This window comes from Nocardioides imazamoxiresistens (genome assembly GCF_032378595.1).
In the GTDB taxonomy this organism is placed as follows: domain Bacteria; phylum Actinomycetota; class Actinomycetes; order Propionibacteriales; family Nocardioidaceae; genus Nocardioides; species Nocardioides imazamoxiresistens.
On the sequence record NZ_JAVYII010000002.1, the window covers coordinates 429,765 to 453,989 of the forward strand.

Consider the following 24,225-nt stretch of genomic DNA (forward strand, 5'->3'; position numbering starts at 1 on the left):
CAGAAAGTTTCGCCTACGCGAAGCTCTGTGCCAAGCGTCTTCTGGTTGTCCCTCGCCGGTACACAGGAACGCATGCGAGCCATCGGAGTGACCGAGTACGGCGGGCCCGAGGCCCTGCACGCGATCGACCTCCCCGCCGAGCCGCTCGGGCCCGGCCAGGTACGGGTACGCGTCCGCGCGGCCGCCGTGAACCCCACCGACACCTACGTCGTCAACGGTGCGCGCAACCGCTCGGGCGTACCCCGCGACACCGCCGACGTGCCCGGGATGGACATCGCCGGCGAGCTGCTCGAGGTCGGCCCGGGCACCGAGACCGACCTGGCACCGGGCGACCGGGTGATGGGCGTCGTCGTGCCGTCGGACCAGCACGGGGCGTACCGCGAGGACATCGTGCTGCCGGTCGGATCCGTCGTCCGCGCACCCGAGGGCACCTCGCACGCCGAGGCGTCCACGCTGCCGATGAACGGCCTGACCGCGCTGCTGGCACTCCACGAGCTGGATCTCGCCCCCGGCGAGGTCGTCGCGGTCACCGGGGCGGCCGGGGCCCTGGGGGCGTACGTCGTCGCGCTGGCCAAGCGCGCCGGCCTCACCGTCGTCGCGGACGCGGCCGAGAAGGACGTGGAGCTGGTGCGCTCGTTCGGCGCGGACCACGTCGTGCCCCGGGGCGACGACGTCGCCGACCGAATGCGTGAGGTCTTCCCCGACGGGGTCGACGGCCTCGTCGACGGCGCGGTGCAGGACGAGAAGGTGCTGGGCGCGGTGAAGGACGACGGCGGCGTGGCGACCGTGCGGTTCTGGAAGGGCGACGGGAGCCGGCAGCTGCGCTTCCACCCGGTGCTGGTGGGCGAGGTGGCCGAGCGCAGCGACTGGCTCGACGAGCTGCGCGAGCTCGCCGAGGCGGGCGTGCTGGAGCTGCGGGTCGCCGACGTCGTCCCGGCGGACCGGGCAAGGGAGGCACACGAGCGACTGGCGGCCGGCGGAGTACGCGGGCGGCTGGTGCTCGAGTTCGCCTGACCCCGGAGCCCGACCGCGGGCCTACGATGGCTCCGCGATGACCGCCACCGACGACGCACCCCGCAAGCTGCTGCTCGTCGTCGACGCCCCGTCCCTGCTGCACCGCAACCACCACGCCCGCGCCCACACCCGCGCGCTCGACCGTGCCGGTCGGCCCGTCTGGGCGCTGCACGGGATGCTGCGCCAGATCATCGAGTCCATCGACCGGTTCGCGCCCGACGCCGTCGTCTTCGGCCTCGACGACCGGACGGCGTCGGTGCGCCGCGACGCGTACCCGGCCTACAAGGCCGGCCGGGCCGAGAAGCACCCCGAGCTCGTCGACCAGCTCGAGCGGGCCGGCGCGCTGCTCGACGCGCTCGGCCTCGCCACGCTCACCCCGCCCGGGCTCGAGGCCGACGACGTCAGCGCCTCGGGGGCCGCGTGGGCCCGGCGCCACGGCTGGGACTGCGTCATCATCACCTCCGACCGCGACGCGTTCGCCCACATCGGCGACCACACGAAGGTGCTGCGGCTGATCGACGGCGGCATCCACGGCTCGCCCCTGCTGGACCCACGACGGCTGCACACCATGTACGGCGTCGCGGCGGAGAACTACCTGGCGTACGCGGCGTTGCGCGGCGACGCCAGCGACAACTTGCCCGGGGTGCCGGGCATCGGGGAGAAGACGGCCGCCGCGCTCCTCGAGGCCGCCGGCTCCATGCAGGCCGTGTGGGCCGACGTCGAGCACGACGAGGGACGCACGGTCGCCGCGGCGCTCGACTCGTGGTCGGCCGACCTCAGCGGCCGTCGCCTGGGCGACCGGGTCGTGCGCCACCTGCGCGCCTCCGGCGCACGGGAGCGCTACGACTTCAACGTCTCGATGATGAGCGGTCGCGACGACCTCGACCTCGGCCTGCGGCCGGACGTCCCGGGCACCCCCGGCCTCCTGCCCCTCGACATCGACCGGGTGAGCCGGGTCGTCGGGTTTCTCAACGTGGAGGCGACGACGTCGCTGGCGGTGCGGGTGCTGACCGGTACGCCCGCCTCCTCGGCCACCCGGTGGGCCTGATCAGCCGACGCTGATCTCGACCTGGTCCGGGTAGAACGCCACGTGACCCGCGATCGATGCGACCGCCTCGTAGGGCTCGTCGTAGCCCCACACCGCGTTCTCCACGCGCTCGTCGCCGTCGACGAGGGAGAAGTAGCCGGACTCGCCCTTGTAGGGGCAGTACGTCGTGTGCTCCGTCCGTTCGAGGGCGGCGGCGTCGACGTCGGCCAGGGGCACGTACTGCACCGGCGGGTACGACGCCTCCTGCAGCGTCAGCGCCCGGTCGGTCTCGGCGATGACGCGTCCGTTGCGGGTGACGACCACCCGGCCGTCCGTGGGCGTCACGTCGATGGGGTGGGACTCGTCGGGGATCAGGTGCGGTCGCTGGGTCATGCGTATCCAACGACGCCGTGTGACGGGCCATTCCGAACAGCGCTTGAGAGCTGGCCAACGACCTTTGACAGAACTGAACGGTAGTCCGAATTCCGTCCCAGCTGTTGATGGGATGCGCCGGAACGTATCGCAGGAACTCGCACCTCGGCTCTACCTTGGCCAACCGTTCCCGTGCGTAGGTTGCAGAAGACTCGCGACGCGCCACCACCCATGCTCCCCTCAAGTGCTGGCGTTCCGCCCACAGACTTGCCGGGTCCTGTAAGTTCTGATGCTGCGTGGAGCGACCGCAGCGGAATCGCTTCTGTGTAGTTGTGCTTTGCACCTTTGACTGTGCGTCGGTGGCTTACCATGCGGCTCATGGCGAGTACCCCCCGTCGGCGATCCGGCAACGCGGCACCGCCGCGTCGCGCCCCCAAACCATCTCAGCCAGAGGGACCCGAACAGCCTCGGCCGAGCCTGCCCTCTGCCCCGGAGTCTCAGGTGCGGCAGTGGGCGAGGACCTTTGAGCGCCGGACCTACATCACTTTCGTGAGTCGTGCGCGCGCCTCGCAACGTTTGCAATTACGCGGCACTTTATGGATGATCGCGCTCTCGGTTGCCTCGGCCGCCACCCTATGCGCATCTGTTATCTCATTGTCAAACACCGCGAGGCCCGTCTCGACGTCCGATCTCTCGGCCACCCTCTTCGCCCTTGCCACATTAGTCCTTTCCCTGATCACGTCGGCACTTAATTATCAATCGCGTTCACGCGATTTGTTCCATAGTTTTCGCGCAATTCAGCGCGTTTCGGCCTCGATAGAGTCACTGCGAGCGACGACCACGACGGACACGGCAATATGCGACTCTAGGGCCGAACTCGAGTCGCGTTACCAGGATGCTCTTGACCAATCCGAGAATCACACCACCGCGGACTACCACCGCGCCATGCCGGAACGAGAGGACCCTGACAAGCGGGAGGCCGATCGACGGAAGCGCCTAGCCGCCATCGCCGGACAGAACGCTTTGAATGTAATCCCGATTGCCGTCGTCGCCTGCAGTTCTGGCTGGCTAGTGTGGGTCATCATCACGTTATGACCACCTCCAACCCCGGTAGACTATTCTGGACGGCGTCCACCCAGAAGTCGCTATTGCATTCACTAGCCGTGACGGTGCCAACGTCCCAAGGAGTTGGCCTCGACGGGATTCACCCAGCGTCGGTTGATGGCTGGACCACGAAACATAAACGCATCCTCGCTGCCAGCGTGAGCAAGTCTTTGCGGACTGGACACTATCGCCTGACAAGCTATCGAGAGGGACTCGCTTCCCGAGGAAGGGGGCGGCATCCTCGAGTTTTTTCGATACCGACCGTTCGTGATCGGGTCGCGCTGCTGGCCCTTAAGTCGACACTTCGCTCAATTTACGGGATCGGCGGCCCGGAGCCGCCACAACGAAAGATGAGTCGAGTCATCGACGCTGTGGACTCCGGTGTCTATGATTATTACTTAAAGATGGATATTCAAGATTTCTTTGGATCCATTCGCCACGAAACCCTGATCTCAACGGTCGCCCAGGACGTTCCGGTCGATCCCGTAATACGCTTCCTCGAGCGCGCACTGCGAAACTCGACCGTTGCGTTCGGCGAGCGGAGTCGCGGCCTTTCGTCTGCGCCAGATGGACTGCCTCTCGGGTTGCCGGTCTCTTCGCAACTTGCCGAGCTGTACTTACGAGACTTTGACAGATCGACACCGCCCACAATCAGATATTTCCGGTACGTCGACGACATCCTCGTCCTTTCCAAGCGTCCAGTCGAGTCGCAGTTCGACCTTCTCGTTGGACGACTGAACCGATTGGGTTTGACAACCCACCCCCTCGGAACCCCTGGCAAGTGCGATTCGGGGAAACTGTCCGAAGGTTTCGATTATCTGGGCTATACCCTTGGGCAGGGTGCCGTGAGGGTCACGCCCGCAGGAATGCGCAAGATCGAGAATCAACTTGCGCGGTTGATCTCGCAGTTGGGTAAGGCGTACCGTTCCACGAGTGGCGCAACAGATTTCCGAAGACTTCTCTGGCGCTTGGAGTTAACAATCGGCGGGTGCATTGTCGACGGGCAGGCCCGGGGCTGGATTCGGTACTACAACCGTACGACGGACCTCACATCCCTAGGCCACCTGGACGCACTGGTGCGTAATCTTTTGCGGCGATACGGACTGCCTGGAGGAACAGTGACGAAACTCTTCACGCAGGCGTACTGGGCCAGCAGAGATAACGATCGATTCCGGCAGTTCGCTCTTGACCTCGACTCCGTCGACGCGGTCGCGGCACGCGAACACCTTCGCGAGCACGAGGAATGGACGACCAGTGCGCTCGCCGCATTAAATGATCTAGAAGCGATTGCTGCGTTCCGTAGGGTCGTCCGTCGCCACGTTGTTGACCTGGAACACGATCTTGAGCCGGCTTCGTGATGACGTAGCCCCCGACGATGTGCGTATTCCGGGGATCACAGCAACATGTTTTCCACGTCGTCGATAGAGGCTTCTAACGACGCGTCGGCCCTCGACGCGACCCGCCGTTTTCCTTGCTCGTGATGGCACGTTCCGATTGATCCGTGACTTCCTGCCACGACGTGTGCTCCTACGGCGCTGAGGGCGCCACACCTTGCGCGGTACTTTCGACCCATGACCACCGCACCCGAGCTCGCCGAGGCCGTCCGCCGTGCCGTCGCGGACCAGCCGTACATGGTCACCGACCAGACGCCCGACGGGTTCACGGTGCAGATCGACGTCGTCGATCAGCAGTGGTGGACCCTCATGTACCGCAAGTCGCTGTCGACGACCTTCGCGCACGTCGTGCGCGTCGACCCCGCGACGAGCACGTACACCGTGACCGACAAGGCGTACACGGTCTCGTGGGAGGCAGGCGTCGACGTCGGCGGCGGGATCCCACGACCCACCCTGCGGGCGTCCGCCTCGACGAAGCAGGGGATCGTGCGCGAAAAGTCGTTCCGCAAGGAGTACGGCATGGACGACGACGGGAACGTCGGCGCCGCCGTCGACTACTCGTTCGACTCCGCCGAGGGCAACCGGCTCATCGACGCCGAGGCCCAGCGGCTCGGGCTCACGAAGAAGATGAACACGACCGCCAAGGTCGGCCTCGTGGTGGCCGCCGTCGCAGTGGGCGGCCTGCTCCTCGCCGGCATCGTCACGCTCGTGGTGCTGCTGCTGACCGGCGTCATCGGCTGAGAGAGGGTCCGACACATGAAGCGCTCCAAGATCCGTCGCCGCCTGGCGAGCTCCCTGTCGGAGGGCCGCATCGTCACCGTCGTTCGTGACGGCCTCGACCTCGAGCGGACCGACGGCCTCGTCGTCGCCCTGGCCGACGACTGGGTGGTCGTCCACGAGCTCTCCGACGGCGTCCACCTCGACACGGTGGTCGCCCTGCGACTGAACGAGGTCTCGCGCATCTGGTTCCGCGACGACGACGCCTACCACCACCGCGCGCTGCAGGGCCTCGGCAGGAAGCCGGCCGTCTTCTCCTGCGCCGACGACGTCGACGCCGCCGGGCTCCTCGCGCTCGCCGCCGACAAGGCGGACCTGGTGTCGATCCACTTCGAGGAGCTCGACGACGAGCCGCTGGCCCTCGGGCGCCTGCTGGAGCTGCGTACCAAGAAGTTCACGCTGCACTACCTCGGTCGCGACGGCGTCTGGGCCCCGCAGACGGAGGACTGGCGCTTCCGCGACGTCACGCGGATAGAGATCGGCGGGCGCTACCTCGACGCGCTCAGCCGGTTCGCGGACCCCTACCCGGCCTGAGCCCCGTCGCCCTGCGGGTCCTGCAGCGTCGCCAGGTCGCGTCGCACGTAGCGCAGGTGCGCCCACTCCTCCTCGAGGACCACGCGTACGCAGTCCCCCACCGTCGGCCGCCAGTCGTCCCCGCCCCAGGGGTTGGCGCGCTCCTCGGCCAGCAGCTCCGGCGTCGCCGTCGCGAGGAAGTCGGTGACCATCTGCTGACGCTCGGCGCGCGCGGCGAGCACCTCGTCGAAGTCCGGCTCGTCGGCGCGGAAGACCGACATGTCGAACCCGCTCTCCGCGGCGCCCGTGAAGATCAGGCCGAGCTCGTGGAACGGCTGCTCCACCCCCAGGATGCCGCGACGCAGCCACGCGTCCGTGGCGAGCACGAGGTGCCGCAGCGTCTGCGCCAGTGACCACTCCTCGTCGACCTGCCGGTCCACGAGCTCGCGCGGCGTGCCGTTGACGGTGGTGCGCCACGCCTCCTGCACCGCGACCCACCCCTCTCGCAGGCCCTCGGGCGTCTCCGCCTTCTGCAATGCGCGGCCGGGGAAGCGCCGGTCCAGCTCGGCCTCCACGAGAGGCACCACGTCGACACCGTTGACGAGGAGCGTGCCGAAGGCCAGGTCGTGGCTGTCGACGTCGAGGCCGTCGAGGTCGACGCCACGCATCGTCATCCCCCGCACGTCCGAGGAGCGCACGCGGACGCCCTTGAGGCTCGCACGCTCGAAGGTCGCGCCCTCGAACTCCTTCGTGCGGGAGTACGTCGTCATGGCTGCCTCGCCCTCGTCGGAGATGCTGACCCCACACGATCGGACGCGCCGCACGCCCGGTCAAGGGCCGCCGGTCCGCGACGCAGGCCGCGGCACGAAGTGAGCGGATCGGCCGACCTGTGACAGGCTCTCGCAATGCCCACCACACGCCGCACCGTGCCCGACCTCGCGCGACGGGCCGAGCAGCAGCTCGCACCCGTCGCCGTCGCCGGTGCCGACCCCGTCACCAACGCCTGGCTCGCCGAGCACGTCACCGCCGCCGACGAGAAGGTCCCGACCGCGCGGGTGATGGGCCAGGTGCTCACCCACCTGCGCGACCGTCCGGGGTCCTGGTCCTGGTCGCCGCGCCTGACGGCCTTCGTCGTCGACGCCGAGAGCGGCGAGCCGATGATCGCGTACGCCGTGCCGGGCCTCGACGACGCGGCCGCCGTGCGCGAGCAGACGCACCGCCGCCTCGCGACCGGCGTTTACAGCGCGGGCGACTGACGCGCTGGCCGGTGCGCGAACGGGTACCGGCCACTCATGAGGTTCCTCAAGGGTGCTGCCCTGTTCGCCATCGGCAAGCGGCTCTACTCCGAGTCCCGCAAGCCGCACAACCGCGCCAAGATCGACCGTGCCGTGCAGTCGTTCCGCGACCGCCGCGCCGGCCGGCGCAAGAAGCACTGAGGGAGGCGCGGAGATGAGCCAGGACCCCACGGGGGCCGAGATCGGCACCGACCCCGCGGTCGACGTCTCGGGCGACACGACCGACAACGAGAACTACCACGGCTACAGCGTCGACGACGAGAACCAGCCGCAGGACACGGGCGACAGCCTCGTCGACGACGACCGTGGGCTCGCCGACCCGCTGGACGAGGGCTACTCGCCGCCGGAGAAGTGGTCCGCCGGCCAGCGCTACGGCAACACCCCGCTCGAGGAGAGCCTGGGCGAGACGCTCGACCAGCGCGTCGAGCAGGAGGTTCCCGAGCCGGACCCGTACGAGGAGGCCGAGCGGGCCGCCGAGGCCGGCGAGCTGAAGACCCTCGTGACCGAGGCGCCGAACGCCGAGGATCCGGCCGCGGTCGGGACCGAGGAGCGCGAGGTCGGCGACGACCGTTCGGGGCGCCTCGTCGCGCCCGACGAGGGCGCGCGCGACGACGTCGAGAAGGACCTGGTCGCGACCGACGTCGGCATCGACGGCGCCGCCGCCGGCGCCGAGGAGGCCGCCGTTCACACCATTGACGAGGACGACCTGCTCACCTGAGGTGCGCGCGGCGGCCGCGACCCACGGGGCGTACGCCCGTCAGCGCGGCCGCCGCACCTCGAACGGCCCGGACGCCGTCGACGGGTCGACGACCCGACCACGCTGCACGATCTCGGCCTCGCCGCGCGCCACCATCCGGCGCGCGGCGCGGCGTGCGGGCTCGGCCAGCGCCCGCTGCTCGTCCGGGTCGTCGCCGGCGACGGCGCGCACCGCGTCCGCCGGCGAGACGCCCCGCCCGCCCCGCGCCCGGCCGCTCAGCAGCTCGGAGAGTGCGGCCTCGAGCCGGCGGTCGACGTCGTTCACACCCCGACGCCGGCAGCTCGTCGAGCAGTAGCGCACCTGGTCCCAGTCGCGCTCCCACTTCTTGCGCCACTCGATGGTGCGCCCGCACGAGCGGCACGTCTTCGGCTCCGGGCGCATGCGGCCAGTGTGGCGCGGGGGTGGAGGGTCAGTTCCGATTCAGGCCGTGGCGCCGGGAATCCAGAGCGTGCTTGAAATGCCCCTCCGCCGCGTCCACCTCGTGCCGGGGCGTCGCCGGGTCGAACACGCGCAGCAGCGAGAAGCGGAACGAGGCGGGGTCGAGGTTGCGCAGCTCGACGTTTCCACCGTGACCGTTCGTCGCATACGCCGTCCACCGTTGCAGGACGTTCTCCGCTCCGTCCGCCTTGCCGACGTAGTGGCGCCCGTCGCGTGTGTCGGTGATGAGGTAGATGCCGACCACCGACGCGAGCGCCGTGCGCCACGCCGCGTACCGGTGCTCGCGTACCACCGCAAGGAGTTGCCGGTGGTCGAGATTCAGGGCGTCGAACCCGGGAAACGGGACCGGCTGCGCGTCTGCGATCTCCACCACCGGGTAGGTCGCCGCCGTGGCTCCACTGAGCCGCCACGTCCTCGGTGAGCGCCAGCCGATCACCAGGCGGTTGCGCAGATCGCCCAGCAGGTCGGTCTCGCTCAGCGCGAACGTGCGTCGATGCTCGTCGCGCACGATCTCCCCGCCGTTCTCGAGGACCTTCCACAGGCGCGCCCGATCACCACCCTCCGGCAGGAACACCACCCAGAACCGCGGCGGCGACACCGGGAAGATCCTCGGGTTGGTGGATTGCGTCCGCGTGTACGCCGCGATCTCCTCGTTGGACGAGTCCGCGTGTATGCCTGCGGTGCCGTCCTCATGCTGTCGGACGTACGCGTGCCTGATCACTAGGACCTCGTCCGCGCCGGTGCCCGCGCTGGCGAGCACGTGTTCGAAGGTCAGCACGAGCAACTCACTTCCTCGTTCGGAAACTGCCTGCCGAGGTGGCGGTGGCGCGGCCCCGGGCCCGCCTCGTAGCGTCCCAGAGTTTCGCTCCCACGAGGAGGCGAACCGCGCGGCGTACCACCCCGTCCTCCCACCTCGGTGCAACGATGAGCCCGTGCACCGTCTCGTGGGCCTCCTGCTGACCGTCACGGTCGGGCTCGTGCTGGCCGACTCGGCGATCGTCACGCTCGCGCTGCCCGAGATGCTCGAGGAGCTGGACGCGACCGTCACCGAGGTGGCGTGGGTGCTGATCTCCTACAACCTCGTGCTCGGGGTGTTCGCGGTGCCGGCGGCCCTGAAGCGCGTACGCGCCCACCCGCGGCTGCTGGCCGCCGTCGGCATCGCGGTCTTCGCGGGCGCATCGGCGTGGTGCGCGGCGGCGCCCACCATCGAGGTGCTCATCGCCGCCCGCTGCCTGCAGGCGCTGGGCGGGGCGTTCGCCCTGGTCGGTGCTCTCGAGCTGATGGTCGCCCTGTGGGGCGAGCGGCGCGGCGTCGCGACCTGGGTCACCGCCGGCGTCGTCGGGACCGCGGCCGGCCCGGTGGCCGGCGGGCTCCTGACCGAGGCCATCTCGTGGCAGGCGATCTTCGTGGCCCAGGTGCCGTTCGCGGCGCTGGCGGTGCCGGCGGCCCTGGCCGTGCGCCCGGTGCCCGCCGCGCCTGCGGAGGACCCCGACCTGGAGGCCTCGCACCGGCCCGTGGTCGGGCACAACGTCACGCAAGCACTGCTCGGCGCGGCGCTGACCGCGGCACTGTTCCTCCTCGTCCTGCTCCTGGTCCAGGGGTGGCGGCACTCCCCCGCCGTCGCGGCCCTCACGGTGTCCGTCATCCCGGTCGCGGCGCTGGCCGCCCGGCCGCTCGCCCGGCTGCTGCGCCCACCGCCCGACGTGGAGGTCGCCGCCGGGTGCCTGCTCGTCGCGGGCGGCCTGGTCGGCCTGGCGCTGCCGCCGTCGGCCGACCTGTGGTGGACGGTCGCCCCGCAGGCCCTGGTCGGGCTGGGGCTCGGACTGAGCGTCGACCAGCTGACCTACCGCGCCATGGAGGGCCGCCAGCCGCGGGCCCGCCACGCCGCGTGGACCATCAGCGCGCGCCACCTCGGCGTCGTCGTGGGCCTGGCCGTGCTGACCCCGGTGTTCACTGCCGACCTCCTGGCCGCCGAGGAGCCTGCGACCGAGGCGATCGCCGCCCTGGTCATCGACGCGCCGCTGCCGCCGGGCGACAAGGTCTCGCTGGCCCGCGCGCTGGGCGAGCACCTCACCGAGCAGCGCGGACAGGTGCCCGAGCTCAGCGGAGCCTTCGCGGACCTCGAGGTGGCCGCCGAGGACGAGGCCGCGGTGTCGACGTTGGAGGCCGACCTCGACGACCAGCTCGACCGGGCGGTGTCCCTGGCGTTCCGCGACTCCTACCTCATCGGCGCGGGCCTGGCCCTGCTGGCCCTGCTCACGGTCGGCGTGACCGCGGCTGCGGGCGCCGTGACCCGCCGCAGGAGCGTCGCGTGAGCCCGCTCCTGCGCCTGGGTGCGCTGCCCGGTCTGGCTCTCGCCCTCGTCGCCGGTGTCGCCGGCGTGCAGGTCGCCGCCGGTGGCGGCGACTTCCGCCCGTTGCAGCCCGCCGACGCGTGCGTCGACCGGTCCGTGACCTCGCAGGCCGACGGCATCGAGGGCCTGACCGAGCAGCTGGTGCTCCTCGGGGTCGACGACGCCGCCTGCACGCTCGACGTCAGTCGCGAGGCGCTCACCCTCGAGCTCGCCCAGCAGGACGAGCCCACCGACGCCCAGGTCGACGCCGTGCGGGAGGGGCTGCGCGCCGCCGTGCAGGAGCTCGCGGACGACGACGCCCTGCCGCCCTCGTCCGAGCTCGTCGACGAGGCGCTCGACAGCGCCGACCTCAACGCCCTCGTCGCCGCTGCGATCCGGGCGCTGCCCGACTCCGTGATCGACGACGCCCTGCCCACCGAGGACGTGCTGCTGCGCGCCGTCGACGAGCTGGACGTGCGCGCGATCCTCTCCGACCTCGACGACGCGGACGCGCTCAACACCGCCGTGCAGGAGGCCGTGGTGCAGGCCGTGCGCGACGAGCTGACCGATCGGGTGAGGAACCTGCTGTGAGCGAGGAGCCGCTGATGGACGAGGTCGCACGCCGGACGAAGCGCCTGCCTCCCCCGCCGCACGTCGTGTTCGAGTCGCTGTCGCAGCCGCGCCGCTCGGCTGTGCGTCCGTGGCTGGACCTGCGCGACGGCGAGGTCGAGCCGCGGGTGCTCGTCGCCGAGGCGCCCGGCCGGGTGGTGTGGTCGACGCTGTGGGCCGACCGTGCCGGCGACGAGATCCACCTGGAGCTCGCAGCGCACGAGAGCGAGACGGCCCTGACCGTCGTCCTCCGCTCGCCGCAGGCCGCGTCGGAGGAGACGACGAAGGCACTGCGCCACCGGCTCAGCCAGCTGTTCTTCGGCGAGCTCCGCGAGTCGTACGGCGCCTGACCCGGGACGATCAGTCGGACGACCGGACTCAGCCGGCCGGCTGCTCCTCCGCCCGCTTCGCCCGCGCGGTCAGCACGCGGTCGAGCACGAAGCCGGCGGTCACGCCGATCCCCATGCCGATCGCCATCGCGAGCAGCGGCTGGTCGCTGAGGCCGAACCCGGCGACGGCACCGATCGTGACCGTGAACGAGGCCCACAGCAGGCAGGCCAGCGCGGCCAGCGGCACCCACGAGCGGTACCGCATCGCGCCGCCCGCCACCAGGTTGACGCCGATCCGGATGACCGGCAGGAACCGCGCGGTGACCACGATGCGCGCGCCACGGCGTACGAACTGACGGTCCGCGGCGCCCAGCATCCGCGCCAGCCGCGGGTAGCGCTTGAGCCGTTCCCGCGGCAGGCGCCGTCCGATCCAGAATCCGGTGCTGTCGCCGACGAGCGCGCCGCAGGCACCGACCGCGAGCAGGCCCACGAGCACGCCGGGCTCGCCCTCGGTCATGGCCAGCGCGGCGACGGCGATGATCACCTCGTCGCTCGGCACCGCCGGGAGGAAGCAGTCGGCCATCACGAGCAGCAGGACCACCGCGTACAGCCACGGGGAGCCCAGCAGCGACCGCGCGAGGTCGAGGAGCGTGTCCACCGGTGCCGCCCTCCCTGACAGCGCCGTCGTTCGGCACCGCACACAGGGTAGAGCGGCGGGGAAACGGTCAGTCGGGCAGCGCCGCCACGTCCGGCGCCACGACGCCGAACAGGTCCGCGATGGCGGCGAGGCTGGCCGCCTGCAGCGCAGGAGCCTCGACCCCGCCGCCGCCCGGCAGCCGACGGGTCGCGGTCGCGCTCGCGACGACCGTCGGGGCGAACCCGAGGCTGAACGCCCCGCGTGCGGTCGAGTTGACGCACATGTGGGTCATGAACCCCGCCACGACGATGCTCTCCTTGCCCGTTCGGCGCAGCCGGTCCTCGAGGTCGGTGCCGACGAAGGCGTTCGGGAAGTTCTTCACGACCACCGGCTCGTCGCCCCGCGGCGCGACCCGGTCGACGATCCGACCGATCTCGGCGCCCACGTCGTAGGGCGAGCCCGCGCCCGCGTCGTGCTGGATGTGCACGACGGGCGTGCCGAGGCTGCGGGCGCGGTCGAGGAGCTCCTCGGCGGCGTCCAGCGCGGCCTCGACCCCCTCCAGCTCCATGACCCCACGCGTGTAGGTGTTCTGCGCGTCCACCATCACCACGACGGAGTCGCCCAGGGACGCCGGCACGTCGCTCATCCCCGTCAGCTCCCGCAGCGTGACCGTCCCACCCATGGCCCGTTCCTCTCCTCGTCCGGCTCGGAGCGCCAGCACACGCCCGGGGAGGTTGCGAGCGCGTTGCGCGACCGTGCGGCGCTCAGCCGAGCCCGAGGCGGTGCGCGACCACGTCGCCGCCGATCCTGCGCACGACCTCCGGGTCGCCGACCACCACGAGCTGGTCCGTGGCCCGCGACATCCCGACGTAGAGCCGCTCGCGCGCCCGGTCGCGGTCGCCCGCCTCGTTGACGCACAGCACGACCGCCTTGCGCTCGAGACCCTTGCAGCCCAGCACGTGGCCGTAGAAGACGTCCTCGGCGGCGAAGTAGGACGACCAGTAGCCCTCCTGACCGTGCCGGTCGGTGGTCGCGATCTGCTCGGGATGCCGGTGGCCGGTGGTCAGCAGCGCGATGCTGCCGGGGCGCCAGCCGTCCTCCAGCAGCGCCTCGACCGCGTCGTCGGCAGCGGTCAGCGCGTCGTCCGTGGACGCGGCGACGAACCTCACCGCCGGTCCGTCGCCGCCGCGGGCACGCATCCGGCTCGGCGCCAGCGGCCCGAACGACTCGTGGATCTGCTTGGTGTTGCGCAGGTTGTGGTCGAGCACGAGCGGCACGAGCGAGACCGGGGCCGGCCGAAGCGGGCGAAGATCCGCTGGTGCTCGTCGGAGAAGACGTAGAGCCCGCCCGCCTCCTCGTCGCGCAACGCAGCCAGGACCGGTATCCACCAGTCGTCGGCGAAGTCCTGCGCCTCGTCCACCACGACCGCGTCGAAACGCTGCCCGTCGGGCAGTCCGGTCGCGAGCTCGCCCATCCGCCGCGGCAGCTCGTGCTCCCAGAAGTCGCTGTCCTGGCGGTCCCCGTCCGGCGCTCCCCACTGGCGACCGAACTCGTGGAACGTGCCGACGAACGCCGGGCGCTGGCGCCGCGACCACGTCGCGACCGTGCGCTTGAGGTGCTCTGCGAGCCCGATCGAGTAGCACAGCAGCGCGACCCGCTGCGGCGGACGGTCCTCGCGCCCGCGGGCCAGCTCCTTCGCCTGCAGCAGCGCCAGCACCGTCTTCCCGCTGCCGGCACCGCCCCGCACCTCGACGCGGTGCAGCAGCCGGGTCACGCCCAGGATCACCGCCTGCTCCTGGGTGAGCCGGTCCGCCGTCGCCGCGCGCTCGTCGGCCTCGGCGTCGACCTCGTAGGAGGTCGGCAGCCGGCCGGTGAGGATGTCCGCGACGTCGAGGACGTCCTCGTAGGTGGGCGGTTCGCGGTCGTGGCGCATGCCCCAGGCGTTGTCACGCACCCGCTCCCCGAGCGACGCCAGGTCGTCGCGGTCGTGCAGCGCCCAGCGCGGAAGCTCGGGGGTGTCGGAGTCGTCGAAGGAGGCGTACGGCGTGACGACCCCGTGCGCCCACGCGACGTGCGTGCGCGAGCCCCACCGCGGGTCGTGCGCGACGTACTCCCGCAGGGCGAACTTGGCGTTGCGAGCCTGGTCGACGGGGTGCACCCGCACGTCGCGGCCGCGACGCTTGAGCCACCAGCCGCCGTCGTACCAGACCGAGCCGCCCTTGACCTCGAGCGTCAGGCAGCCGACGTCCGGCATGAGGACCACGAGGTCCACCTCGTGGTCCTTGGTCTCGTCGGTCAGCCGCAGGTTGGCGATCAGCACGTCGTCGGGGCCCAGGACGGTCCGCAACCGCTCCCACACCAACCTCTCCGACTCGGTTGTGAACTGCGGGTCCTCGGGCAGCAGCAGCGGCATGACGTCACCCTTCCACGCCCCTCCGGCGGTTCGTCGGGTATTCGCTGGACTAGACCGCCAGCGGAAACTGTCGGTGGGTCCCTGCACCGTCCTCCTCGTCCGAAGCAGTCCACCGAGCACGGGGGTCGAGAGAGATGACGGAGCAGAAGGTGCCCACCACGGGCACGGAGGGTCAGGCGCCGCAGGGCGCACACGTGGGGCACGCGGGGTACGCCGCGCCGTGGCCCCCGCAGCAGCCGCCGGCGCCGCAGGGCGGGAGCGGCCTGGCGATCACTGCGCTGGTGGTCGCGGTCGTGTCGCTGCTGCTGTGCTGGGTGCCGATCGTGAACAACCTGTTCGCGGTCACCGCCCTGGTCGCGGTCGTGCTGGGCCTGGTGGCCGCGCGACGCGCGAAGAAGGGTCGCGCCGGCGGGCTCGGGATGGCCCGGGCCGGCTGGATCGTCGGGCTCGTGGCGCTGGCCGGGGTGCTGGCCACGCAGGCGTTCTACGTCGCCGTGCTCGACGAGGTGGGCGAGGAGATCGAACGCTCGAGCGAGGAGGCACAGCAGTCCTTCGACGAGCTCGAGGACGAGGCGGACGGGGACTCCGCCGCGTCGTCCGGCGACGTCGAGCAGCAGGTCGCAGCCGAGGAGGCCGGCGAGGTCCGCGCGCTCGGAACCAGCGCGACGGTCGGCGACTACGAGGTGACCGTGAGTGCGGTCGACGTCGAGGCCGACGCCGCGATCGCGGCGGCCAACCAGTTCAACCCCGCGCCCGACGGCCGCTACGTGCTGGCAACGCTCGACGTGACGTACGTGGGCGCGGACGAGGGCACGCCCTGGATGGACCTGACGACGACGTTCGTGGGCTCGGACGCGCGCAACTACGACGAGTACTCCTGCGACGCGGTGACGCCGAACGCGGGGTACGACCAGCCGACGCTCACCCCGGGCGGCCGGGCGACGTTCGACGTCTGCTTCGACGTGTCGCTCGCGGCGCTGACGGCGCCGCAGGTCTACGTCGAGGACATGTTCTCCTTCGGCGACGAGTCGCGGGAGTACTGGAACGTCGGCTGAGGCGACCTCGCCGGGACCGGTCGCTCGGGCGACCGGCCCCACCACCTCCCCGCTTCAATGGCCGGTGGACACAACCGGTCGACGTAGGAGGACGCATGCGCACGCGCACACTGGGCAACGACACCGTCGGGCACATCGAGGTCGGGGCGATCGGGCTCGGCCTGATGACGTTCGACCAGTCGGGCACGCAGCCGCGCCAGCAGCTCGCCGACACGGTGCGGGCCGCGCTCGACGCGGGGGTCACGTTCTTCGACACCGCCGACGCGTACGGCCCCGGGGACGAGAAGGGCGCCGACGCCCAGGGGGCGAACGAGCTGCTGATCGCGTCGCTGCTCGACGAGCTCGGGGTGCGCGACGAGGTCTTCCTCGCCACCAAGGGCGGGCACGTGCGCACCGAGGGCGGCGGGTGGGACCTCGACAGCCGCCCGGAGCACCTGCACGCCGCCGTCGACGCATCCCTGGAGCGCCTCGGGGTCCAGAGCATCGACCTGTGGCAGCACCACCGACCCGACCCCGATGTGCCCTACGACGAGGTGATCGGCACCATCGGCGACATCGTCGCCACGGGCAAGGTCCGCACCGTCGGGCTCTCGAACGCCGACGAGAGCCAGATCCGGGCCGCCCACCGCGCGCTCGGCGCCCACCTCGTCAGCGTGCAGAACCAGTTCTCCCCCGCGTTCCGCAGCAGCCGCGGCGAGATCGACGTCTGCGCCGAGCTCGGCCTCGCGTTCCTGCCGTGGAGCCCGCTCGGCGGGCTCGGCAGCGCCAAGGACCTCGCACAGGACCACGCCGCGTTCGCCCGCATCGCCGAGGAGCGGGGCGTGAGCGCCCAGCAGGTGGCGCTCGCCTGGGAGCTCGCCCAGTCGCCGGTGGTCATCCCGATCCCCGGCGCTAAGCGACCGTCCTCGATCCAGGACTCCGCGCTCGCGGCCGACCTCGACCTCACCGCCGAGGAGATCGCGGCGCTCGACGCCGACTGAGCAGCCGCCGGGTTGCGGTACCTCCGACAGTCGACGACTACCGGAGGTACCGCGACCCAGGAGGACGGGTACCGGTCGGCGCTCCGACCGTCCGGCTCCCCTCCACCCCGAAGACGAGGTACGCCCGTGTACACCGACGCCCAGCCCTGCGCCGCGTGCGGCAGCGCCGTCGACCTCCGCCCGCACGACCCCGACCGTGCCGACGGCGGCCCGGTCGGCCCCGCCGACGGGGTCGTGGGCGGCGCCGACCCGACCGTGGACGAGCGGGTCTGCACCAACCCCGACTGCCCGACCCGGGCGGCGGGCACCGAGGCGCCGAAGGCGTGAGCCTCGTCGGCCACCAGGCGTACCTGGACGAGGGCGGCGGGCGCGCCGAGGGCGCCGAGCGCGCCCTCACCCTCGCGCCGCTGTGGCCGCGGCGGCCCCGCGCGGTCGTCGTCGGCCTGCGCCCGGTGCCGTGCAGCGTCGAGGCGGGCCACTACTTCCACGGTCCCGTCGGGCGGCGCCAGCTGGGCCGGCTCGCCGGGACCGGGCTGTTCGCCCCGCCGGCGGCGGGCGGCCACCTCGACGACGCCGCGGTGGCCGGGGACGTCGGGCTCGTCAACCTCGTGCTGCGGCCGGGCTCCGGGGCACCCGGTCCCGACGAGCTCGCAGACGGCCGCGAACGTGTGGTCGCCGAGGTGACGTCCCGGCGCGTGGGGCTGGTCGTGTGCCTGACCCGTCAGCCGGCGATCGCGCTGCTCGGTCGCTCCGAGCGCCCGGGGTTCCAGCCCGGCACGCTGCCCGGCGGCGCCGAGGTGTTCCGGATGCCGGGCCCCTTCGCGGCGGCTGCGGACGTCGCACCGGTGCTGACCGAGCTGCGGGCGTGGCTGGACGCCGAGCAGCCGAGCCCGCCGGACCAGCTCGCTCAGTAGGCGTGCGCGTCGCGCAGGTCCTTCGGGCGGCCGTCCGGGTCGTGCACGGTGGCGAGCAGCAGCCGCGCGAGCGGTCGCAGCACGAGCGGGATCCGCTGCAGCGGGAGCCGACGCAGGTGGCCCGCCGGACGCTCACCGACCCGGCCCGACAGGTGCCAGGCGTCGAGGCGGCCCGCGTGCAGGGCGAACTGCTCGAACATGCCCTCGCCGCTCTTGCAGTCGGCCATCGTGCCCTGGTCGAGGACGTCGGGGTCCTCGGGCAGCCGGCCGAGGTGCTCGGCCGCCAGGCGCAGGCGCAGGCCGCGCGCGTGGGTGGGGTCGAGGACCGCGGCCGTGAGCTCGGAGTCGTGCGTCCACGAGCGGCGGTTGAAGTTGTCGGAACCGGTGGTCGCCCAGGTGTCGTCCACGACGCAGACCTTGGCGTGGACGTAGACGGGCGTGCCCTCCCGGTTCTCCAGGGAGTACGCGGCGACCCGGCCGGGTGCGATGTCGTGCAGGCGCTGCAGCGCGCGGCGCCGGGCGAGGCGCTGCGCGGCCCGGTTCACCCCCGTCTTGTCGGGGTGGCGGGGCACCACGATGACCACCCTCAGGCCCTGACGGGCCGCGAGCTGCTGCTCGAGCGCCGCGACCACGTCGTTGCCCCGCGGCTCGTTCTGGTCGCTGCGTCGCCGCCACGGCAGGTTGTGCTCGGTGTTGTGGCTCCAGAAGAACTGGTCCTCGATGTAGACCAGCTCGTCGGCCTGGCCGATGGCCTTGCTGTAGCCGCGCGCCACGCTGCGCTCGCCGCGACGGGCGAAGGCGTACCCGCGGTTCGGCGCCAGCGCGGGGTAGGTGCGCAGCAGCTGCACCGTCACCTCGCCCGCCTCGGGCGGCGCCGGCCGCTGCGGCGGCAGCGGGGAGGGGTCGGTCTCGACGCGCCGCAGCGTGTCGGCGAGCCGGCGCCACGGCGCCCGGGTCAGCGGCGTCGGGTCCTCCCAGCGCTCCCGGAAGGTCGTCTCGACGTCGCGCACCACGGGGCCACGCAGCTCCAGCTGGACGTCGTGCCACGGGCCGCGCTCGCCGTACTCCTCCACCAGCACGCGGCCCTGCGGGTCGCCGAGGTGGTGGTGGTCGTCGCGGCGGTTGCGGGCGAGGTCGATGCCGCCGACGAAGGCGACGTCGCGCTCGGGGTCGTCGGCGTGGCGCACCACGACGAACTTCTGGTGGTGCGACCCGCCCGGGCGCACCCGCATGTCGAGCGAGACCTCCGCGCCCCGCCGGCCGAGCTGCTCGCCGAGGTGACGGTTGTTGGCGGCGAAGAAGCCGACCTGGTCGGCGTGCGAGCGCCACACCAGGCCGCGGACCTCGACCCCCCGCTGCTCGGCGCGGCCGAGCACCTCGACGACCTCGCTGCCCGGCTCGCCGGTCAGCCGCAGGTCGGCGTCGCCCATCCAGTCCGTGAACCAGACGAGGTCGCCGGGGCCGGTGGCCTCGACGACGCGGTGCAGCGCCGCCAGGTAGGCCGTCCCGTCCACGTGGGCGTGGACCCGGTTGCCGCTCGACCACGCGACCGGGTCCGGCGAGCCGGAGATCTCGTCGAGCCGGGTGTCCGGGTTGCCGCGCTCGGACCGCGTCAGCAGCCACCTCTCCTCGTCCACCACCGGGCCAGTATGCGCCCGGTCCGGTCGGGCCGCGACGAGGCCGGTGCTCAGGCCCGCACCATGCCGCCGTCGACGTGCAGGCACGTGCCGGTCGTGTAGTCCGACCCCGGCCCGACGAGGTACGCCACCGCTGCCGCGACCTCGTCCGGCTGCCCCAGGCGGGGCACCGGCAGGTCCTCGACGCCGTACTCCGCGCCGGCCGCCATCGGGGAGGCGATCGGCCCCGGCGCCACCGTGTTGCAGGTGATGCCCCACGCGCCGACCTGGCGCGCGACCCAGCGGCTGAGGTTGATCGCGCCGGCCTTCGCCGAGGTGTAGCCGGCCCCCGAGCGCCCGCCCGCGCCGTCCGCGGAGACCGGGCCGACGCCGCCGACCTTGCCCGAGACCGACGCGATGTTGACCAGGCGGCCGCTGCCCTGCGTCTTCATGTGCGGGAACACCGCCGCCTGGCAGGCGAAGGCCATGGCCGTCAGGTTGGTGTCGAGGTCGCGGCGCCACGTGGCCAGGCTGAGCTCCTCGAACGACTCCCGGCCGCAGGTGCCAGCGCAGTTCACGAGCGTGTCAAGGCCGCCGTGGGCCTCGGCCACCCCGTGGATCGCGGCCTGCAGCGCGTCGACGTCGGTGATGTCGACCCGCACGGCGCCGACGGCCCCGATGCGGCGTGCCGTCTCCTCCACGTGCGGCGCCACGTCGAGCAGGGTGACCCGGCCGCCGTCGGCGACCAGGCGGCGGGCGATCGCCTCGCCGATGCCCTGGGCGGCTCCGGTGACGACGGTGACGCCGGGCAGGGGGCGCGGGCTCATGGGGTCTCCTCGGTGGTGGATCGGGGGGTGGGTGGGGGCTCGGGGCTCAGGCGGAGCCGACGCGGAAGCGTCGGACCTTGCCGACGCCGGTGCGCGGCAGCTCGTCGATCAGGTGCCAGGCCCGTGGACGGGCGGCCGGGGCGAGCACGCTCACGGCGTACGCCTCCAGGTCGGCCGTGGCGGGCGGCGCCGCACGGTCCTTCGCGACGACGTAGGCGACCGGCACCTGGTCGCGCACCGGGTCGGGCTGCGCCACGACGGCCACCTCCAGCACGCCGGGCGCCTGCGCGAGCGCCGCCTCGACCTCGGTGAGGCTGACGTTCTCCCCGGCGACCTTGATGACGTCGTCCACGCGGCCGACGAACCGCAGCGAGTCGACCCCCGGCTCCCAGGCCGCCAGGTCCCCGGTGCGGAACCACACGCGGCGCTCGTCGCCGCCCGGCGTGGGCTCGGACGGCTCGACGGGCTCGAAGGCGCGCGCGTTGATCTCGGGGGCGTCGAGGTAGCCGGCGAACAGGTCGCGGCCGCGTTCGCCGCCGACCTGCAGCTCGCCCGGCACCCCGGCCTGCGTGACGATCCCGCCGGCGGCGTCCACCAGCCGCACCCGGCGACCGGGCACCGGCGGGCCGATCAGGTCGTGCACGGGCGGGTCGTTGCGGTCCGCGGTGACGACGGCGACCGTCTCGGTCATCCCGTACAGCTGGCGGGGCAACGTGCCCGCCAGCGCGCCGAACCGGCGGTGGTGCTCGGCGCCGAGGCTCTGGGCGTACCAGACGTGCTGCAGCGCGAGCGGCTCCTCGTCCTCGGGGCAGCGGGCCAGGATCATCCGGACGGGCGCGGCGAACAGGCTGGCGTGGGTGACCTCCAGGTCCCGGGCGCCGGAGACCCAGCCCGAGGCGGAGAACGACGCGGTCATCGCCACGCTGGCGCCGACCTGCACGGCGGGCGCGAAGCAGTAGTACTGCGCGTTGGCGTGGAACATCGGCAGCGTGACGTACCAGCGGTGCTCGGGCCGCAGGTCGACCGCGGCGGCCATCGCCGCCGCCACCGTGGCGTAGCAGGCCTGCGTGAGCACGACGCCCTTCGGCTCCGAGGTCGTGCCGGAGGTGAACATCACCGCCAGCCGGTGCTCGGGGCTGGCGGGGTACGCCGCCACCACCGGCTCCGCCTCGCTCACCAGCGGCGCACCGGGGGCCAGGTCCGTGGCGTCCTCGGCGAGCGCCACGACGGGCGTGCCGTCCGCACCCTCGGTGTAGACCCCGAGGCGCGAGGCCGCCGCCACCCCGAGGACCGGCTGGACCCGACGCACCTGGCCGGCCACGTCGCGGGCCGCCGAGGCGGGGTCGACCGGCACCATCCAGGCACCGAGGCGCGCCACGGCCAGCCACAGCGCGACGAAGGCGGGACAGCTGCGCAGCACGAGGTGGACCGACGTGCCCGGCACGACGCCGCGGGCGCGCAGGGTGCCCGCCACCCGGGCCACCACGTCGTCGAACTCGGCGTAGGTCCACGACGTGGTCGTGCCGTCGTCGGCCCGGAAGACGAGGAAGGGCCGGTCGCCGTGCTCGGAGACCGCGCGGCACCAGGTCTCGCCGAAGGTGCTGACGGCGGGCGGGACGGCGGGCATGGGATCTCCTCGGGTGTGACGACGGGCACAGGCGGACACCGCCAGTCTGGGTACGCACCGATGCACAGGCAATGACCGAAGTTGCGCCGCCGATCTGCAAGAGTGCACACGTGAGCGCCCGCGTGAGCCCCGACGACCTGCTGGTGCTGCTCGAGGTCGGGCGCACCGGTCGCTTCACGCGGGCCGGGGAGGTGCTGGGTCTGAACCACACCACCGTCGCGCGGCGGATCGGCGCCGCCGAGAAGGCGCTCGGCGGGCGGGTCCTGACCCGGTCCATCAGCGGGTGGGAGCTCACCGCCCTCGGGCGGCAGGCCGTCGCGGCCGCGGAGCGGATCGCCCGCGCGGTCGACGCCCTCGACGGGGATCCCGGCGGCGCCGTGCTGGAGGACGTCGTGCGCGTCTCGACGCCGGACGCCTTCGCCTTCCACGTGGCGGCGCCGGCGGCCGCCGCGGTGCGCGAGCGCCACCCCGGGGTGGGGGTCGAGATCATCGCCGCGACCCGGCGGGCGGCCTCCCAGCGCTCGGGCCTCGACGTCGAGGTGGTCGTCGGCAAGCCGGACGTGCTGCGGGCGGAGGCCACGCGGCTGGGTCGCTACGTGCTCGGGCTCTACGCCTCGCCGGCGTACCTCCAGCGCCACGGCACCCCCGAGCGCCTCGAGGACCTGCGCGCGCACCGCCTCGTCTACTTCATCGGCTCGATGCTCCAGCTCGACTACCTCGACGTCGGTCGCCGCCTCCTCCCGGAGATGGCGGACGCCGTCACCTCGACCGACGTCGTCACGCACGTCGAGGCGACCCGCGCGGGCGCCGGCATCGGCCTCGTCCCGACCTTCCTCGCCTCGCGCCACCCGGACCTGCAGCGACTGCTGCCCGCGGCGGTGGACCGGGCGCTCGAGTACTGGATCGTCACCCGGGCCGAGGGGATGCGCCGCGCGGCGGTCGCCGCCGTGGTCGAGCAGCTGTTCGCCACCTTCGCCGAGCTCAGCGACGACGAGGGGCGACTGCTCTGAGCGCCGCGCAGCGCTCAGTCCTCGCCGAACGGCTCCGCCCACGACAGCGGCGAGACGATGATCCGACGGTCCGGGTCGCCGTCCCACTCGACCGGCAGCCCCGCGGCCGTCAGCACGTCCGCCACCCGGCGACCGATGGCGACGACCTCGGAGTCCGGGGACCCGTCCATCCCGCCGAACCCGACCGGGAGCACGTCGCTGAGCACCGCGCGGTCGACGTCCTCGAGGTGGCTGTAGGCGTACCCCTTCGACGGCCTGCCCGTCTCCTGGGCGAGCTCCTGGGCCGCCTCGAGCCCGGCCTCCGAGGCCTCGGATGCGTTGATGCCCTCTCCGAGGGAGAAGCCGATGCCCTCGGCCACCAGGGTCTCGATCGCCCGCAGGAAGGCCAGCAGGTCGGCCGTCGGCTCGGTGACCACCCGGTCGTGCTCGGCGACCACCTCGTCGAGCAGCGCCAGCGCCTCCGCCACCGTCGGCTCGTCCTCGTCCGGGAACACCTCGGGGAACTCGTCGTCCTCGATCAGCTCGGCGACCATCTCCTGGAGGTCCTCGAGGTCGTCGAGTCCTGCCGCGACCTTGAGCATCAGCACCCCCGAGAAGGTGTCGTCGGCCGGCGGGAACCTCGTGGCGAAGGCGGGGTGCGTGCTCATGGGGACACTCTCGCGCACCGACGGCGAACGGGGAACCGGGCGGGCGCCCGCGGGCCTACGATCGCGAGGTGCACCGCATCTTCACGACCCCCGTCTCGTCGGTCTACCCGCACTACGTGACCAAGGTCGAGCGCAAGGGACGCACGGCGGCCGAGGTCGACGAGGTGATCCGTTGGCTGACCGGCTTCGACGACGCCACGCTGCGCCACCACCTCGACGCCGGGACCACCTTCGCCGACTTCTTCGGCGCCGCCGACCTCCACCCCGCGTCCAGCCTCATCAGCGGGTCGGTGTGCGGCGTGAAGGTCCAGGAGGTCGAGGACCCGCTGATGCGACGGATCCGCTACCTCGACAAGCTGGTCGACGAGCTCGCCAAGGGCCGGCCGATGGCCAAGGTGCTGCGCGGCTGACGGGGGTGGTCCGCGCGACCGGGTGAGCACGTCCTACCTTTCACCACAGGTACGCGACCCGTCGGCCGATGGGACGGACCGAGCACCTGTGCCCGCGGAGCAGCCGCGGACGCGACGTCGGTTCGCCG

Annotated in this window: 30 protein-coding genes; 18 read left to right on the forward strand and 12 right to left on the reverse strand. The window is 72.3% G+C overall.

Annotation, left to right across the window (positions count from 1 at the left end):
* Positions 1-72: 72 nt before the first annotated feature.
* On the forward strand, positions 73-1,014 hold the full coding sequence (locus RDV89_RS06100; RefSeq protein WP_315732051.1) for an NADP-dependent oxidoreductase: 942 nt from the start codon (positions 73-75) through the stop codon (positions 1,012-1,014).
* A 37-nt stretch (positions 1,015-1,051) separates the two neighbouring features.
* Entirely contained in the window at positions 1,052-2,062 is a 1,011-nt protein-coding gene (locus RDV89_RS06105; protein WP_315732052.1) for a 5'-3' exonuclease, read from the forward strand.
* Here the strand turns inward: RDV89_RS06105 and RDV89_RS06110 are convergent, their stop codons facing one another.
* Complete coding sequence (locus RDV89_RS06110) at positions 2,063-2,434, reverse strand: DUF427 domain-containing protein (protein ID WP_315732053.1); 372 nt, start codon at positions 2,432-2,434, stop codon at positions 2,063-2,065.
* A 357-nt stretch (positions 2,435-2,791) separates the two neighbouring features.
* Between RDV89_RS06110 and RDV89_RS20220 the strand changes: the two genes are divergently transcribed.
* The 4 genes from RDV89_RS20220 (at position 2,792) to RDV89_RS06125 (ending at position 6,222) form a co-directional block, all read left to right on the forward strand.
* Positions 2,792-3,508 (forward strand): SLATT domain-containing protein, encoded by a 717-nt coding sequence (locus RDV89_RS20220; RefSeq protein ID WP_369012403.1) that lies wholly within the window; start codon positions 2,792-2,794, stop codon positions 3,506-3,508.
* Positions 3,505-4,875 (forward strand): reverse transcriptase domain-containing protein, encoded by a 1,371-nt coding sequence (locus tag RDV89_RS06115; RefSeq protein WP_315732054.1) that lies wholly within the window; start codon positions 3,505-3,507, stop codon positions 4,873-4,875. The genes RDV89_RS20220 and RDV89_RS06115 overlap by 4 nt, the downstream gene beginning before the upstream one ends.
* 213 nt (positions 4,876-5,088) lie before the next feature.
* Positions 5,089-5,652 carry a hypothetical protein gene (locus RDV89_RS06120; protein ID WP_315732055.1) on the forward strand — a complete coding sequence of 188 codons (564 nt, stop codon included), beginning with the start codon at positions 5,089-5,091 and terminating at the stop codon, positions 5,650-5,652.
* 15 nt (positions 5,653-5,667) lie between these two features.
* Positions 5,668-6,222: a hypothetical protein gene (locus tag RDV89_RS06125; RefSeq protein ID WP_315732056.1), complete on the forward strand. Its 555-nt coding sequence runs from the start codon at positions 5,668-5,670 to the stop codon at positions 6,220-6,222.
* Here the strand turns inward: RDV89_RS06125 and RDV89_RS06130 are convergent.
* Complete coding sequence (locus RDV89_RS06130) at positions 6,210-6,971, reverse strand: DinB family protein (protein ID WP_315732057.1); 762 nt, start codon at positions 6,969-6,971, stop codon at positions 6,210-6,212. The genes RDV89_RS06125 and RDV89_RS06130 overlap by 13 nt on opposite strands.
* A 135-nt stretch (positions 6,972-7,106) precedes the next feature.
* On the opposite strand from RDV89_RS06130, the gene RDV89_RS06135 reads away from it, so the two are divergent.
* From RDV89_RS06135 to RDV89_RS06145, 3 genes are read left to right on the forward strand one after another with little or no spacing between them, the layout of a single operon-like run.
* Entirely contained in the window at positions 7,107-7,457 is a 351-nt protein-coding gene (locus tag RDV89_RS06135) for a hypothetical protein (protein WP_315732058.1), read from the forward strand.
* A gap of 36 nt (positions 7,458-7,493) precedes the next feature.
* Positions 7,494-7,637, forward strand: a complete 144-nt coding sequence (locus RDV89_RS06140; RefSeq protein ID WP_315732059.1) for a hypothetical protein — start codon at positions 7,494-7,496, stop codon at positions 7,635-7,637.
* 13 nt (positions 7,638-7,650) lie between these two features.
* Positions 7,651-8,214, forward strand: coding sequence for a DUF5709 domain-containing protein (locus tag RDV89_RS06145; RefSeq protein ID WP_315732060.1), 564 nt, complete (start codon positions 7,651-7,653; stop codon positions 8,212-8,214).
* A 39-nt stretch (positions 8,215-8,253) separates the two neighbouring features.
* Here the strand turns inward: RDV89_RS06145 and RDV89_RS06150 are convergent, their stop codons facing one another.
* Together RDV89_RS06150 and RDV89_RS06155 are read right to left on the reverse strand one after the other, a co-directional pair.
* Positions 8,254-8,634, reverse strand: a complete 381-nt coding sequence (locus tag RDV89_RS06150) for a DUF3253 domain-containing protein (protein WP_315732061.1) — start codon at positions 8,632-8,634, stop codon at positions 8,254-8,256.
* A gap of 28 nt (positions 8,635-8,662) precedes the next feature.
* On the reverse strand, positions 8,663-9,475 hold the full coding sequence (locus RDV89_RS06155; RefSeq protein WP_315732062.1) for a GIY-YIG nuclease family protein: 813 nt from the start codon (positions 9,473-9,475) through the stop codon (positions 8,663-8,665).
* Between the two features lie 148 nt (positions 9,476-9,623).
* Here RDV89_RS06155 and RDV89_RS06160 point away from each other — a divergent pair, with 148 nt between their 5' ends.
* The 3 genes from RDV89_RS06160 to RDV89_RS06170 are packed head-to-tail and all read left to right on the forward strand — an operon-like array spanning position 9,624 to position 11,982.
* Positions 9,624-11,006: an MFS transporter gene (locus RDV89_RS06160; RefSeq protein WP_315732063.1), complete on the forward strand. Its 1,383-nt coding sequence runs from the start codon at positions 9,624-9,626 to the stop codon at positions 11,004-11,006.
* Positions 11,003-11,614: a hypothetical protein gene (locus tag RDV89_RS06165; RefSeq protein WP_315732064.1), complete on the forward strand. Its 612-nt coding sequence runs from the start codon at positions 11,003-11,005 to the stop codon at positions 11,612-11,614. Before RDV89_RS06160 ends, RDV89_RS06165 begins: the two co-directional genes overlap by 4 nt.
* On the forward strand, positions 11,611-11,982 hold the full coding sequence (locus RDV89_RS06170) for a hypothetical protein (RefSeq protein WP_315732065.1): 372 nt from the start codon (positions 11,611-11,613) through the stop codon (positions 11,980-11,982). The genes RDV89_RS06165 and RDV89_RS06170 overlap by 4 nt, the downstream gene beginning before the upstream one ends.
* Before the next feature lie 28 nt (positions 11,983-12,010).
* Here the strand turns inward: RDV89_RS06170 and RDV89_RS06175 are convergent, their stop codons facing one another.
* From RDV89_RS06175 to RDV89_RS06190, 4 genes are all read right to left on the reverse strand, one after another.
* The gene (locus RDV89_RS06175; protein ID WP_315732066.1) at positions 12,011-12,619 is read right to left on the reverse strand and encodes a DedA family protein; all 609 of its coding nucleotides are present in this window, start codon (positions 12,617-12,619) and stop codon (positions 12,011-12,013) included.
* 67 nt (positions 12,620-12,686) lie between these two features.
* The gene (locus tag RDV89_RS06180; protein WP_315732067.1) at positions 12,687-13,280 is read right to left on the reverse strand and encodes a cysteine hydrolase family protein; all 594 of its coding nucleotides are present in this window, start codon (positions 13,278-13,280) and stop codon (positions 12,687-12,689) included.
* Between the two features lie 82 nt (positions 13,281-13,362).
* Complete coding sequence (locus tag RDV89_RS06185; protein WP_315732068.1) at positions 13,363-13,767, reverse strand: ATP-binding domain-containing protein; 405 nt, start codon at positions 13,765-13,767, stop codon at positions 13,363-13,365.
* A complete protein-coding gene (locus RDV89_RS06190) occupies positions 13,764-15,011 on the reverse strand; it encodes a nuclease-related domain-containing DEAD/DEAH box helicase (RefSeq protein WP_315732069.1) in 1,248 nt (415 codons plus the stop codon). Before RDV89_RS06190 ends, RDV89_RS06185 begins: the two co-directional genes overlap by 4 nt.
* A gap of 134 nt (positions 15,012-15,145) precedes the next feature.
* Between RDV89_RS06190 and RDV89_RS06195 the strand changes: the two genes are divergently transcribed.
* The 4 genes from RDV89_RS06195 to RDV89_RS06210 all read left to right on the forward strand — a co-directional run bounded on the left by RDV89_RS06195 (position 15,146) and on the right by RDV89_RS06210 (position 17,960).
* On the forward strand, positions 15,146-16,066 hold the full coding sequence (locus tag RDV89_RS06195) for a DUF4190 domain-containing protein (RefSeq protein WP_315732070.1): 921 nt from the start codon (positions 15,146-15,148) through the stop codon (positions 16,064-16,066).
* A gap of 95 nt (positions 16,067-16,161) precedes the next feature.
* Complete coding sequence (locus RDV89_RS06200) at positions 16,162-17,046, forward strand: aldo/keto reductase (RefSeq protein ID WP_315732071.1); 885 nt, start codon at positions 16,162-16,164, stop codon at positions 17,044-17,046.
* A gap of 126 nt (positions 17,047-17,172) precedes the next feature.
* Positions 17,173-17,373, forward strand: coding sequence for a hypothetical protein (locus RDV89_RS06205; protein WP_315732072.1), 201 nt, complete (start codon positions 17,173-17,175; stop codon positions 17,371-17,373).
* The gene (locus RDV89_RS06210; protein ID WP_315732073.1) at positions 17,370-17,960 is read left to right on the forward strand and encodes a uracil-DNA glycosylase family protein; all 591 of its coding nucleotides are present in this window, start codon (positions 17,370-17,372) and stop codon (positions 17,958-17,960) included. The genes RDV89_RS06205 and RDV89_RS06210 overlap by 4 nt, the downstream gene beginning before the upstream one ends.
* Here the strand turns inward: RDV89_RS06210 and RDV89_RS06215 are convergent.
* The 3 genes from RDV89_RS06215 to RDV89_RS06225 are packed head-to-tail and all read right to left on the reverse strand — an operon-like array spanning position 17,954 to position 22,030.
* A complete protein-coding gene (locus RDV89_RS06215; RefSeq protein ID WP_315732074.1) occupies positions 17,954-19,597 on the reverse strand; it encodes a phospholipase D-like domain-containing protein in 1,644 nt (547 codons plus the stop codon). The two genes, RDV89_RS06210 and RDV89_RS06215, sit on opposite strands and share 7 nt — an antisense overlap.
* Positions 19,598-19,647: 50 nt before the next feature.
* Positions 19,648-20,403 (reverse strand): SDR family NAD(P)-dependent oxidoreductase, encoded by a 756-nt coding sequence (locus RDV89_RS06220; RefSeq protein WP_315732075.1) that lies wholly within the window; start codon positions 20,401-20,403, stop codon positions 19,648-19,650.
* A gap of 46 nt (positions 20,404-20,449) precedes the next feature.
* Positions 20,450-22,030 carry a class I adenylate-forming enzyme family protein gene (locus RDV89_RS06225; RefSeq protein WP_315732076.1) on the reverse strand — a complete coding sequence of 527 codons (1,581 nt, stop codon included), beginning with the start codon at positions 22,028-22,030 and terminating at the stop codon, positions 20,450-20,452.
* A gap of 110 nt (positions 22,031-22,140) precedes the next feature.
* Between RDV89_RS06225 and RDV89_RS06230 the strand changes: the two genes are divergently transcribed.
* Positions 22,141-23,040 (forward strand): LysR family transcriptional regulator, encoded by a 900-nt coding sequence (locus RDV89_RS06230; RefSeq protein WP_315732077.1) that lies wholly within the window; start codon positions 22,141-22,143, stop codon positions 23,038-23,040.
* 14 nt (positions 23,041-23,054) lie between these two features.
* On the opposite strand, the gene RDV89_RS06235 is transcribed toward RDV89_RS06230, so the two are convergent.
* Positions 23,055-23,687: a DUF6891 domain-containing protein gene (locus tag RDV89_RS06235; RefSeq protein WP_315732078.1), complete on the reverse strand. Its 633-nt coding sequence runs from the start codon at positions 23,685-23,687 to the stop codon at positions 23,055-23,057.
* Positions 23,688-23,755: 68 nt separating this feature from the next.
* On the opposite strand from RDV89_RS06235, the gene RDV89_RS06240 reads away from it, so the two are divergent.
* On the forward strand, positions 23,756-24,097 hold the full coding sequence (locus tag RDV89_RS06240) for a DUF2200 domain-containing protein (protein ID WP_315732079.1): 342 nt from the start codon (positions 23,756-23,758) through the stop codon (positions 24,095-24,097).
* Positions 24,098-24,225 lie beyond the last annotated feature (128 nt).